The organism is Bradyrhizobium sp. AT1, assembly GCF_001590795.1.
Lineage (GTDB): Bacteria > Pseudomonadota > Alphaproteobacteria > Rhizobiales > Xanthobacteraceae > Bradyrhizobium.
Genome location: NZ_JXDL01000001.1, coordinates 2554330 through 2567310, shown reverse-complemented (window position 1 = coordinate 2567310; position 12981 = coordinate 2554330). Strand labels below are relative to the sequence as shown.

The 12981-nt window shown below is 60.7% G+C and carries 8 protein-coding genes and 1 pseudogene; 4 read left to right on the top strand and 5 right to left on the bottom strand.

What is annotated here, in order from left to right:
- Nucleotides 1-402 (bottom strand): SRPBCC family protein (locus SE92_RS12270; RefSeq protein ID WP_063195932.1); only part of this gene is annotated, 402 nt, incomplete at its 3' end.
- Between the two features lie 913 nt (nt 403-1315).
- Nucleotides 1316-4462 carry a TIR domain-containing protein gene (locus SE92_RS34970; protein WP_084251800.1) on the bottom strand — a complete coding sequence of 1049 codons (3147 nt, stop codon included), beginning with the start codon at nt 4460-4462 and terminating at the stop codon, nt 1316-1318.
- Between the two features lie 190 nt (nt 4463-4652).
- On the opposite strand from SE92_RS34970, the pseudogene SE92_RS37545 reads away from it, so the two are divergent.
- Together SE92_RS37545 and SE92_RS37540 are read left to right on the top strand one after the other, a co-directional pair.
- Nucleotides 4653-4739, top strand: a pseudogene (locus SE92_RS37545) (pentapeptide repeat-containing protein); the annotation flags it as partial.
- Complete coding sequence (locus SE92_RS37540) at nt 4712-4945, top strand: pentapeptide repeat-containing protein (protein WP_502686760.1); 234 nt, start codon at nt 4712-4714, stop codon at nt 4943-4945. The pseudogene SE92_RS37545 and the gene SE92_RS37540, both read left to right, overlap by 28 nt.
- Before the next feature lie 653 nt (nt 4946-5598).
- Here SE92_RS37540 and frc read toward each other — a convergent pair.
- The 3 genes from frc to SE92_RS12245 form a co-directional block, all read right to left on the bottom strand.
- The gene (gene frc / locus SE92_RS12255; RefSeq protein WP_063195930.1) at nt 5599-6876 is read right to left on the bottom strand and encodes a formyl-CoA transferase; all 1278 of its coding nucleotides are present in this window, start codon (nt 6874-6876) and stop codon (nt 5599-5601) included.
- A gap of 64 nt (nt 6877-6940) precedes the next feature.
- Complete coding sequence (oxc, locus tag SE92_RS12250) at nt 6941-8674, bottom strand: oxalyl-CoA decarboxylase (protein WP_063195929.1); 1734 nt, start codon at nt 8672-8674, stop codon at nt 6941-6943.
- Nucleotides 8675-8734: 60 nt separating this feature from the next.
- Nucleotides 8735-9427, bottom strand: coding sequence for a GntR family transcriptional regulator (locus SE92_RS12245; protein ID WP_162137408.1), 693 nt, complete (start codon nt 9425-9427; stop codon nt 8735-8737).
- Nucleotides 9428-9778: 351 nt separating this feature from the next.
- On the opposite strand from SE92_RS12245, the gene SE92_RS12240 reads away from it, so the two are divergent.
- Both SE92_RS12240 and SE92_RS12235 read left to right on the top strand, forming a co-directional pair.
- On the top strand, nt 9779-11908 hold the full coding sequence (locus SE92_RS12240; RefSeq protein ID WP_063195928.1) for an acetate--CoA ligase family protein: 2130 nt from the start codon (nt 9779-9781) through the stop codon (nt 11906-11908).
- Between the two features lie 197 nt (nt 11909-12105).
- A complete protein-coding gene (locus tag SE92_RS12235; RefSeq protein WP_063203485.1) occupies nt 12106-12948 on the top strand; it encodes an IclR family transcriptional regulator in 843 nt (280 codons plus the stop codon).
- Nucleotides 12949-12981: the final 33 nt, after the last annotated feature.

The window sequence follows — 12981 nt, the reverse complement described above, 5'->3', positions numbered from 1 at the left end:
CAGCGACTCCTGCCAGCCGAGATAGCACGCCTCCGGTGGAATGACGTCGGGAATGCCGGCCTGCGTGATGTCGATCTCGGTGCCGACCGAGACCTTCTTCAAGATCACCGTGACCTGGATTTCCCCGGGCAGATTGGGATCGTCGAACTTGTCGGTGTAGCGCAGGCGTTCGCCCGGCACGAGCTCGAGATATTCGCCGCCGAACGAATGGCTGTTGCCCGTCGTGAAATTCCGGAACGACATCTTGAAGGTGCCGCCGACCTTGGGCTCGAAATGATGCACGGTGCAGGTGAAGCCGTTCGGCGGAAGCCATTTCGCCATCGCATCGGCCTCGAGGAACGCGCGATAGACTTTCTGCGGGCTGGTGGCGAGAACGCGGTGCAGGCGGATCGTGCTGGGCATCGTTGTTATCCTCATGATCGATGGGCCCGAGATTGGCGTCTATGGCCCATTCATGTCACGAGGACGACCGGGAAGCTGACGATCCGACATCGTTCTCGCAATTTTTTGGTGGCCTCCGGGCCGGGGTGTCAGACAAGTACGACATCTTGCGGCGTCATCGTGAACGCCAGTTGATGGCGGCCGATCGTAGGATTGCTCTGCGCGCCGAGGGCGCCAAGCGACCCCGGCGAAAGGGGGCTTGCGATCAATGTCTCGACCACATCGGCGTCGTATCCCGACAGCAGCACGATCTAGTCGGCGGCGCCGTCCTTGCCGCGGATCTGCCATTCGGCGGAGGGCGCGCTCCGTCTGCAGCGTGCCGGTTACGAGCAGGCGAGCGCTCGTCGGTCCGGGGCTCTGCGCCAATATGCCGAGCCTATTCGAAAGATGTGCCTGCAGGTCGCCTCATATCCGGCCTGCGGCGACAAGCTGATCGTCGCGAGCGGAGTGGCAACGCCACCGCTGACGCTTGCGATCGCCGGCACTGGCCGCGAACCATGCCGAGATCATGCGGCATCATCTTGGTCGACCACGGCGTCGGCGCGTTAAGCCTGTAAAGATAGCCTTTCGAGGTGAGCACCTCATATTGCTCCAGCTCGGAGAGCACGAAGAAGCCTTTGGCATCGCTCGTGCTGGTCCAGCGCGAGCCGCGCCGGAAGTCGAGAATGCTAGTCCGGCCCGAAAATGCTCATGCGAATGCCAGTCGCCGTGCTCGGTGCGCTGCTCGGGGGAACACTCCCCCACACGTCACGACGGCGGCCTTGCCGAGCAGTGCTATGCTCAGGCAAGGACACAATTCGGCTATAGTCCGCGTTCAGCTCCTGCGCATCCTTCGGGCTGCGAGACACATTCACACCGCATGTCTGGATACTCCCTACTCGCAGGTGATTTGCGAAAAGATGTTTCCCCCACGATTGTCGGTGGCCCACAGATAACTCAGGCTTAAAGAGCCGCCGTTTTCAATTGATAACTTCACAGATCTTTGTATCTGCCCAGTGTCCACTGTGAGGCCAACGCCTTTGGTATATCCCTGCGTTCGGCAGAAGTGGCTTGCGATCTCATCTCTCGCCGCCTCTATGCAATCTCCTCCGTTTAACAACGCACCAGTACTAGATGCTCGAAAGAGGATTTTACTCAATGATGACTTCAGACAGCCATCCAAGGTACGACCCGATATACGCGGCTGATCAAATACTTGCCGAGGCCGTCTTGCGTCGGGCTCGATAGGGAGTAAACGTGACTCGTCGAGCATATCCATGCTCGCAATGGGTGGATCATCCCCGGCCTTCCAATCAAGAGCTTTTTCGAACGATTCTGCAGCGTCAGATGGTGCGAGGCGTCGAGCGATTCTGCCTCGATTCTGGTGCTGCTGCTTTGCCTTCACGCTCTGCTCTCGCGCTTCGAACAATTCGGCGGCGACGGAATAATGAAAGGCTGCAGCGAGTAGAGCGTTTGGCTCGTCGATCGCCTCTAAGTTTTGAGCAAGCCATTCGTGAGCCTCTGGAACGCCTTGCTTCGCTGCAGAGAGTATTAGCCGAAGTGCCTTGGCGCGGTCCGGCAAGGACCCTTCTCCACGCCAAACCATGCCGGCTAATTTCCACGAAGCTATTCCGACGTCGTGACTACTCGCCTCCTGCAGCAGAACTACAATATCGGACAGTCCGCCTTCTGTTCGTCCCGCCTTAATCATGCTTGCGAGATGGACGGCAGAAATCCACGTGCCCGTTTCTATGGCGGCTCTGAACGTCTCTGCTGCTTGTCCATGTTCGCCCCGATATTCGAGAATCCTTCCAAGGTTATGCAGGTACCTTCCATTGCTGGGGATGATTCGCGCTGCGGCAGCGCAAACGCGAAAAGCCTCTTCTTTGTTTACGCGATGCCACTCAAGTCCACGCCCGACGCTTTGTGGATCGTTGGGATCATTCGCTTGGTCGCAACTCAGGTTGTCACTCTTCCGTGTTCTATTGAATCCAGCGTCGTCGCCGAGCAAGGGGTCCCAAATCATCGCTTCATACTGCCATGGTGATTCGTAGAACCTGCTTCGAGCCGCCGAGACCGCTTTTCCCAATCGCAATTGACGAAGCGCCGTTCTATCGGGCCATACGTGCAGCTTCCCATCGAAACCCGCAGCGAACACGCTGCCAGAACGAGGCTCAACAGCGAGCCCCGTTATCTGTTCGCCAACAACCAAGATTGCGAATGCCACCTTTGTTTCGGGATCCCATAGCCGGACTGTGCCGTCATCTGATCCGGTTGCGATCCACGCGTCACTTGGTCCAAATGCCGCGGCTGTTACCCAATGGGAGTGGCCGACAAGTTGAAAAAGTGGTTTGCCCGAGTTTGTTTCGTACAACCGCACGGTGCCGTCGGCGTTCGCGGTCAAGATTGCTTTGCCACTGCGAGACAGTTCTAACCAGAGGAGGCTCCCTCCCTCGTTGATCTCATAGTTGATAGCTCCTGTCTCGATGCTAAACGAACGTAATAGTCCTTCATGATCTCCGAACAGAACGAAGTTCGCATCGTCCGGGTGAAAGATTGCGCGGTTAACACGACTGGAGTGATGATATCTGTGCAACAGTGTTCCGCCGTCTCTCTTCCATAGGCAGATTTCACCGTTAGCGGCGGTGGTGAGTATTGTCTTAGCTGATGCATCGAACTTGACGGACAGGATGGTCGGCTCCGACGCCCCCCAACGTGCCATCGAGCATTCAGCGCGATTGGCGCCTACATGAATTTCTTGGATCAATCCGCCATCACTCACTTTCCATACCCGAACCCTTCCATCCAGGCTCCCAGTGACCGCCAGGTCACCGCTTGCTGATATATCTATCGAAGTGACAATGCTGCAAAGCGAGTAGTCTTTGGCATGCAACATGACCGACAACGGCTTTAGTGTTTCCCTGCTCCAGGCTCGCGCAGTGGCGTCCCATCCTGTTGTTAGAAGCTTCGTTCCATCCGGCGTAAGGTGTATAGCTGTCAGGTTGGCCCCGGCGTGCGGCCAAAATGTAGCAGTGTCGCGTTCCGGAGTTGTAAGATCGGCGTAAGCACGAAAAAATTCGCGCAGTGAACTTTCAGTGACTGGCCGATCTTGCTTTGACCACTGGCGTGGTAGCCCTCTTGAAGCCAACTGAAAGGCTTTCTCCTTGCGACCCTTCTCCAAGAGGGAGCTCGCTTGCGAAGCAAGAGCTGTGCTCTCCGAGCTAAGTGCAAGGTTGCGCTTTTGTTCGGCGACCATCCGTGCTTCTTCTGCCACGGCGCGCAGACTTATTGCCTCTCTCTCGTTTTTTCTCGCAACTTCTCTCTGCGAATAAAAGGCACTCGCTAGCGCGATCGCAGCAACTCCGATGGTCAATGATCCTAGGACTGTGAGGCGCTGTCGGCGCACTGCGCTCTGCCGGCTCTGCCTAATCAGTTCGCGATGCGATTCTGTGGGTTGTGGCGCTGTTCGCGGCTGAGACGAGATCCAAAGTTCGGCATCCGCAACTTCTTGACCTCGCAGCAGCAAAGATGGAGTCCGTTTTCGTTCTTGCCATCGACGGGCGAGTTGGCCAAGGCGAGTATGTTCCTTAACCCACTCTTGATCGGTGAGTAGCGCGGCCGCCAACCTGTCTGTTTGACGATCGAACTCGTCGGGTGAGTCAAAGAAAAGATAGTTGATCTTTGCAATGTTGCTAGGAATCTGATCCTCGTCGACGCGCTTGAGTACGATTGGGGCCAGCCGCTTATTGTGCGCGTTCACCTGCTCGATTTCCCACGCGCATTCGAAGGACAAAATGGAGTCGGGGCTGACAATGAAGACAATTGCGTCGGCTTCCCTAATAAAGGCCAGCAATTCACGGCGCCAATCTTCGAGCGTAGGAAGGTCTTGTGTGTCGATTTTCGGCGACAAGCCCCGAGCTTCCAACGCCCCAGCTACGCGGAGCGCAAATGAGAGGTCTTTCCGGGAGTAGGATATGAAGACCTTTAGTTTTTCGGTCTGGGAGCCTTTCAATGCAACGTCCTTCTCTGTTCTGGCGAGCATAGTGGATCAACCAAGGCGCGGTAAGAAAAGAATGTTCTATCTTATGGGGAATCATGGCCATGAACAGATTGAACAAGAGGGATTATGTAGGGGTGCGCTGCACAAAAGGGCTAACGCTTGCTTGTGCAGAGGATATTTTTTCGGGAGTAGCGCAAATGAGATGGGGGCTTTCTACTAGGCTGATTTCAAGAATGCTGATTTCGCTGGGGGCAATCTTTCAGAAGCGACGATCTGGGAATCAGACCTAAGTTGGGCGGATCTAAATGGCGCAACTTAACAAACGCGAACTTGCAGCGATCGAAATTCATAAATGCCGACTTGAGCGGGGCGATCCTACGTGGCGCCGATTTAACGGGCGCGGATCTCTCCTCAGCGGATCTTCGATCCGCCGATTTGCGCGGCGCAAAGTTGGTCAGAACCAATCTGTCACACGCAAATCTCACGGGAGAGAGCGCATCTCAGAACTTGGCTCCATTGCCGTAGTTCTTGATTTTGAAACGCCAAGGAGCCGTAGCACGGATGAACGATCGCTCTTCTGGGCAGAATGTCCAAACTTATTGTGGCAGACATATCCGACGCTAAGAGCATTCTGCAGGAGTTGCGAGGATTGGCTCCCGATCTTCCCAACGTTCCTATTCAACCGATGATAGTATCATTGCAGTGCGAACCAGGGATGTTCGATTTTTACCAGAAGCTTCCTTGGGTTCTTCCGGTGTGTCAGTATGAGGACGCGCGGGAGATGATTGAGAAATTGCAGTCAAGGGTGATCGGTCCTATCGAGGCCTACCTTGCAGGCCAGTTGAGATGATCGAGGCGATGTCAAAATCGACGTTTAATGCTTGACGGCCCTTCGTGTTGGCTTCTTGCCCGTCAAAGCATCACCGTTTCCGAAAGGGAAGCGAAACCCGGTCGAACTGCCCGGTCGGGGACTTTCCGATGTTGGCACAAACGCCTGTTCTGCCCGATGCGTCAAACAAATTGCGGTAAATCAAAAATCATCTTTAGAATCAAGGGACCAGCTACTGTGCATGGGGTTGTTTTCCAGCTTTTGGTTTTGACCTCCCGCATCGCCTTCTTGCCATGCAAAAAGGGCCGCACCTTCGGGCGGCCCTTTCGTCTTGATCGAGGCGGTCCGCTTACTCCGCGGCCTGCTTCTGCGGCGGGTCGAGGGCGCCGGACTTGTGGATCTCGGCGACCTGGTGATCGCTGAAGCCGAGCACCGAGCGCAGGATCTCGTCGGTGTGCTCGCCGAGCAGCGGGGAACGCTCCACCTCGCTCGGGCTGTCCGACAGCTTGATCGGGTTGCCGACCGAGATGTACTTGCCTCGGGTGGGGTGGTCGACCTCGACTACGGTCCCGGTCGCGCGCAGCGACTGGTCCTCGGCGATCTCCTTCATCGACAGGATCGGGCCGCAGGGGATGTCGTCCTTGTTGAGGATTTCCATCGCCTCGAACTTGGTCTTGGTCATCGTCCACTGCTCGATGCGGGCGAAGATCTCGTTCAGGCGCGGCAGGCGGGCCGCAGGCTTGGCGTAGTTCGGATCGGTCTTCCAGGTGGGCTCGCCGATCACGTCGCAGATCTTCTCCCAGACCGGGGCCTGTGTGATGAAGTAGATGTAGGCGTTGGGATCGGTCTCCCAGCCCTTGCACTTCAGGATGCGGCCGGGCTGACCGCCGCCGGAATCGTTGCCGGCGCGCGGCACGGCATCGCCGAACGGAATGCCTTCGCCGAACTGGCTGTATTCCTTGAGCGGGCCGTGGGCGAGACGCTGCTGGTCGCGCAGCTTGACGCGGGCGAGGTTGAGCACGCCGTCCTGCATCGCGGCGGTGACGCGCTGGCCCTTGCCCGAATGCGTGCGCTGATAGAGCGCGGTGACGATGCCGAGCGCCAGGTGCAGGCCGGTGCCGGAATCGCCGATCTGCGCGCCGGTGACGAGCGGCAGGCCATCGCGGAAGCCGGTGGTGGACGCGGCGCCGCCGGTGCACTGCGCGACGTTCTCATAGACCTTGCAGTCTTCGTACGGTCCGGGGCCAAAGCCCTTGATCGAGGCGACGATCATCTTCGGGTTGATCGCCTGGATCTTCTCCCAGGGGAAGCCCATGCGGTCGAGCACGCCGGGGCCGAAATTCTCGACCAGCACGTCGCACTTCTTGATCAGCTCGGTGAGGACTTCCTTGCCCTTGGGGTTCTTGGTGTCGAGCGTGATCGAGCGCTTGTTGTGGTTCAGCATGGTGAAATACAGGCTGTCCACGTTCGGGATGTCCTGCAACTGGCCGCGGGTGATGTCACCCACGCCCGGACGTTCCACCTTGATCACGTCGGCGCCGAACCATGCGAGCAGCTGCGTGCAGGTCGGGCCGGACTGAACGTGGGTGAAGTCGAGAATGCGAACGCCCGTGAGCGCCTTGGTCATCGTGTTGCTCCGTACTCTTGTCTGCCCCTGCACCCGGCAGGGAATAAAGGGTTGAGGGGTGGACTTACTTCTTCTTCTGCAGAACGCTCTGCGGATTGAGATTGCCGATGCGACCGCTCTCCGAGCCCGCGGCCGGATCGATCACCGCGTTGATGAGGGTCGGCTTGCCCGACTGCATCGCTTCGTTGACGGCGCGCTTGAGCTCGTCGGGCGAGGTCGCGTTGACGCCGACGCCGCCGAAAGCCTCCATCATCTTGTCGTAGCGCGCGCCCTTGACGAACACGGTGGTCGCCGGGTCGGAATTGGCGCCGTTGACGTCGGTGCCGCGATAGATGCCGTCATTGTTGAAGATGACGACGCAGATCGGGAGGTTGTAGCGGCAGATGGTCTCGACCTCCATGCCGGAGAAGCCGAAGGCCGAATCGCCCTCCACGGCCAGCACGGGGTGACCGGTCTCGAGCGCGGCGGCGATCGCCTGGCCCATGCCGATGCCCATCACGCCCCAGGTGCCGACGTCCAGACGCTTGCGCGGGCGGTACATGTCGATGACGCCGCGGGCGAGGTCGAGCGTGTTGGCGCCCTCGTTGACGAGGATCGCCTCGGGATACTCCTTGATGACGTTCTTCAGCACGCCGAGCGCGCCGTGATAATCCATCGGCGACTTGTTGTTCATGAGCTTCGGCGCCATCTTGGCGACGTTCTCTTCGCGCTTGGTCGAAATCGCCTTGGTCCATTCGGCGGGCGGTGCGGTCCAGCCGGAAGCCATCGCCTGGTTGAAGGCGGAAACGACCGAGCCGATGTCGCCGACGACGGGGGCGACGATCTCGACGTTGGAGTCCATCTCGCGCGGCTCGATGTCGACCTGGATGAACTTCTTGGGCGTTTCGCCCCAGTTCTTGCCCTTGCCGTGCGAGAGCAGCCAGTTGAGCCGGGCGCCGATCAGCATGACGACGTCGGACTCTTTCAGCACGGTGGAGCGTGCAGCACCCGCGCATTGCGGATGCGTATCGGAGAGCAGGCCCTTGGCCATGCTCATCGGTAGGAAGGGGATGCCGCTCTTCTCGACGAAGGTCTTGATCTCCTCGTCGGCCTGCGCGTAGGCCGCGCCCTTGCCGAGGATGATCAGGGGACGCTTCGCCGCCTTGAGCACGTCGAGCGCGCGCTTGATCGAAGCGGGCGAGGGGATCTGCGCGGGCGCAGCATCGATCACCTTGACCAACGACTTCTGGCCGGCATCGGCGCTCATCACCTGGCCGAACAGCTTCGCCGGCAGGTCGAGATAGACACCGCCGGGGCGGCCCGAGACCGCGGCGCGGATTGCGCGGGCCAGGCCGATGCCGATGTCCTGGGCGTGCAGCACGCGATAGGCCGCCTTGCACAGGGGCTTGGCGATCGCGAGCTGGTCCATCTCTTCGTAGTCGCCCTGCTGGAGGTCGACGATCTCGCGCTCGGACGAGCCCGAGATCAGGATCATCGGATAACAGTTGGTGGTGGCGTGCGCGAGCGCGGTGAGACCGTTGAGGAAGCCGGGCGCGGAGACGGTAAGGCAGATGCCGGGCTTCTTGGTGAGGAAGCCGGCGATGCCCGCCGCGTAACCGGCGTTCTGCTCGTGGCGGAACGAGATCATGCGGATCCCGGCGGCCTGCGCCATGCGGCCCAAATCCGTGATCGGGATGCCCGGCACATTATAGATGGTGTTGATGCCGTTCAGCTTGAGCGCGTCGATGACGAGATGGAAGCCATCCGTCAACTCCTGCTCGGTGCCCGGTGCCTCGGACTTGGTCGCGGTATTCAGCATGGGCCTTGTCTCCCTGGTCTCAATACTGGGGCGAGTTTTTCGCCCTTCTGGTGAACGTTGCTAGAAGAGTTCCTGACCGTGCGCTTCGACGTAAGCGGCAAGGCCGAGGGTGTGGTCGCGGGCGCGCTTTTCGGCGAGCTCGGTGTCGCGCGCCTCGAGGGCCTCGATCATGCCGAGATGCTCGGGCAGCGAGGTCGCGGTGCGGTCCTTGCGTCCGATCGTCAGCTGGCGATAGCCGCGCACGTGCAGCAGAAGGTCGTTGGTGAGGTCGACCAGCACAGGCGATTCCGACAGCGAGATCAGCGCCTGGTGGAAGGCGATGTTGGCGCGCGAATATTCTTCGACGTGATCCTCGGGCAGGCGGTCCTTGCCGAAGTCCTTGAAGTAGTCGCGCAGTGCCGTGATGTCCTTCTTGCGCGCGGTCGTGGTGATGAGGCGCGCGGCCATGCTCTCCAGCGCCGCCCAGGCGCGGATCATGTCGACGATCTCGCTCTTGGTCCGGCGCACCACCATGATGCCGCGGCGGGGAACGGTCTTCACGAAACCGTCCTGCTCCAGCATCGCGATGGCTTCGCGGATCGGGGTGCGGCTGACGCCCAGACGTTCGGACAACGCGCGCTCATCGAGCATCACCGGCTCGGGCGTCGAATAGATGTCCATCTTGAGGATAGCTTCCTTCAAGGCGTCATACGCCTTGTTCTTGAAGCTGCTCTCCGGGGCAATACGAACGATTGCGATATCTGCCTCGGCCATGTTCGGCAACGCCTTGGTTGGTTTCCGCAGTGACACGACGAATCTCCTCCAGTGGGAGTCGTCTTTTACAGGAATATTAACGGGAAAGTTTTTGGCATACCACATGCCAGAATGTCAAGCTGGCTATTTTTTGCGGCGTTCTAAGCGACGCTGCAGCTTGACAAGTTGGCTTCTGGCATACCAAATGCCATCGCCAGCCATTTTTGATCCAAGGCGGCGGAGTAGACTCAGGCTTCAGGCCGCTCCGTCCCCGCGGAATGGAACAGAGCGCGGCGAATGGCAAGCATCACGGGCAGCCGCAAGCACGCCCGCGCTTTGAAAAGAACGAACTGAGGTCAAGGGAGAAGCCACATGTCCAATTCCAAAGATGCCGTCCGCAAGGTGCTTGACCTGGTCAAGGCGGACAATCGTACCAGCCTGACGGCGCCGGAAGGCAAGCTGGTCTGCGACGCCTACGGCATTCCCGTGCCGAAGGAAGGCGTGGCGAAGTCGGCCGGCGAGGCCGGCAAGATGGCCGCCTCGATGGGCTTCCCCGTCGTGATGAAGATCGTCTCGCCCGACATTCTCCACAAGACGGAAGCCGGCGGCGTCATCGTCGGCCTCAAGACGGCTGAAGATGCCGAGAAGGCCTACGAGACCATTCTCGGTAACGCCAGGAAGTACAAGGCCGACGCAAAGATCGAGGGCGTCCAGGTGCAGCAGATGCTGGCCGGCGGCACCGAAGTGATCGTCGGCTCGATCACCGACGGCTCGTTCGGCAAACTGGTCGCCTTCGGCCTCGGCGGCGTGCTGGTCGAAGTGCTCAAGGACATCACCTTCCGCCTCGCGCCCGCGACCAAGGAAGACGCGCTTTCGATGCTCGACGGCATCCAGGCGCATGAGATTTTGAAGGGCGTGCGCGGCGGCGAGGCGGTGAACCGCACCGCGCTGGCGGACGTCATCGTCAAGGTCTCGCAGCTCGTCACCGATTTCCCCGAGATCGTCGAGCTCGACCTCAACCCCGTTTTCGCGACGGCGAAGGGCGCCACCGCCGCCGACGTCCGCATCGTCGTCGACTTCGCCTATGTGCCCAAGCCCAAGCCGCGCCCGACCGAAGAGATCGTCGCGGCGATGAGCCGCATCATGCAGCCGAAGGCGGTCGCGGTCGTCGGCGCCTCGGCCGAGGACGGCAAGATCGGCAACTCCGTGATGAAGAACCTCATCAACGGCGGCTACAAGGGCGACATCTATCCGATCCATCCCAAGGCTACCGAGATCCTCGGCTACAAGGCCTACAAGAGCGTCAAGGACGTGCCGGGCGTGATCGACACCGCGGTGTTCGCGATCCCCGCCAAGTTCGTGGCGGCTGCGCTCACCGAATGCGGCGAGAAGAAAATTCCGGGCGCGGTGCTGATCCCGTCGGGCTTTGCCGAAGCCGGCGCGCCGGAGCTGCAGGCCGAGATCGTCGAGGTCGGCAAGAAGTACGACATCCGCCTGATGGGTCCGAACATTTACGGCTTCTATTATACGCCCGCCAATCTCTGCGCGACCTTCTGCACCGCTTACGACGTCAAGGGCCACGCGGCGCTGTCGTCGCAGTCGGGCGGCATCGGCATGGCCATCATCGGTTTCTCGCGCTCGGCCAAGATGGGCGTCTCCGCCATCGTCGGCCTCGGCAACAAGTCCGACATCGACGAGGACGATCTGCTCGCCTTCTTCGAGCAGGATCCGAACACGAACCTGATCGCGCAGCACTGCGAAGACCTCAAGGACGGTCGCGCCTTTGCGGAAGCGGCAAAGCGCGTCTCCAAGAAGAAGCCGGTCGTCGTGCTCAAGGCCGGCCGCACCTCGGCCGGCGCCAAGGCGGCCTCGTCGCACACCGGCGCGCTCGCCGGTAACGACAAGATCTACGAGGACGTGCTGGCGCAGTCGGGCGTGATCCGCGCCCGCAGCCTGCGGCAATTGCTCGAATTCGCCCGCGGCGTGCCGGTGCTGCCGACGCCGAAGGGCGAGAACGTGCTGATCATCACCGGTGCCGGCGGCTCGGGCGTGCTGCTGTCGGATAGCTGCGTCGACAACGGCCTGTCGCTGATGTCGATGCCGGCGGACCTGGACGCGGCCTTCCGCAAGTTCATCCCGCCGTTTGGCGCGGCCGGAAATCCTGTGGATATCACCGGCGGCGAACCGCCGATCACCTACGTCAACACGGTGAAGCTCGGCCTGTCGGACGAGCGCATCCACTCGCTGATCCTCGGTTACTGGCACACCATCGTCACGCCGCCGATGGTGTTCGCCCGCAACATGGTCGAGGTGAAGAAGGAGATGGAGGCCAAGGGCTTCGTGAAGCCGATCGTCGCCTCGCTCGCCGGCGACGTCGAGGTCGAGGAAGCCGCCGAATATCTCTACCAGAACGGCATCCCGGCCTATGCGTACTCGACCGAGCTGCCGGTCGAGGTGCTCGGCGCCAAGTACAAGTGGGCGCGCGGGGCAGGGCTCCTCTGAGACTGTCTTCGCCTCTCCCCGCTTGCGGGGAGAGGCCGGAATTTGCGCAGCAAATTCCGGGTGAGGGGGACTCTCCGCGAGTTCATCTCTTACCTTCTTTGCCGAGATAGCCCCTCACCCCGACCCTCTCCCCGTAAGAACGGGGAGAGGGGGAAGAGGCGGCTCGCGTCTTGTCTGGTTGGCAAATGCAGGTCGCGATGAGCAAGAACGTGATCCGGCGCAAATCGCTCGAGCCTAAATCGGCCGCGGAGGCCGAGCACGAGACCCGCGATGGCGGCGTGCAGTCGGTCGACCGCGCGCTGTCGATCCTCGAAACGCTGGCCGAAGACGACGAGGGCTACCGCCTCAGCGATCTCGCCGTGCGCACCGGCCTGTCGGCCTCGACCGTGCACCGCCTGCTGGCGACGCTGGAGAGCCGCCGCTTCGTGCAGTTCGACCGCGCCGAATCCAAATGGCATGTCGGCTCGCGCGCCTTCACGGTCGGCGCGAGCTTTGCGCGGCGGCGTAATTTCTCCGCGCAGGCGATCCCTTATTTGCGCAAGCTGCGCGATCTCACCCGCGAGACAGCCAATCTCGCCGTGGTCGACGACGAATTCATCATCGTGCTGACGCGGATGGAGAGCCGCGAGATCATGCGCTCGCTGACCCAGGTCGGCGGCCGCGTCGCCATGGTGACGTCAGGCGTCGGCAAGGCGGTGCTCGCGACCTATTCGGACGAGGACGTCGGCGCCGTCATCCGCCATCACGGCATGCCTCGCCTGACCGAGAAATCGATCGTGCGCCCGAGCGACCTGTTCAAGGAACTCGAAAAGATCCGCAAGCAGGGGTTCGCACTCGACGATGAAGAGGCCTGCATGGGTCTCCGCTGCATTGCCGCAGTGGTCTATAACGACTGCGCGGAGCCGCTCGCGGCGATTTCGGTCTCGGGCATGACCAGCCGCCTGACCGACGACCGGCTGCCGGAAGTCGGCCAAATCGTGCGCGAAGTGGCCGGCGAGCTGACCGTCGCGCTGGGCGGGGTGATGCCGAGGCCCCGCTAACTCTGGAATCTGGGCCCTGTCGCTGGACAGCCT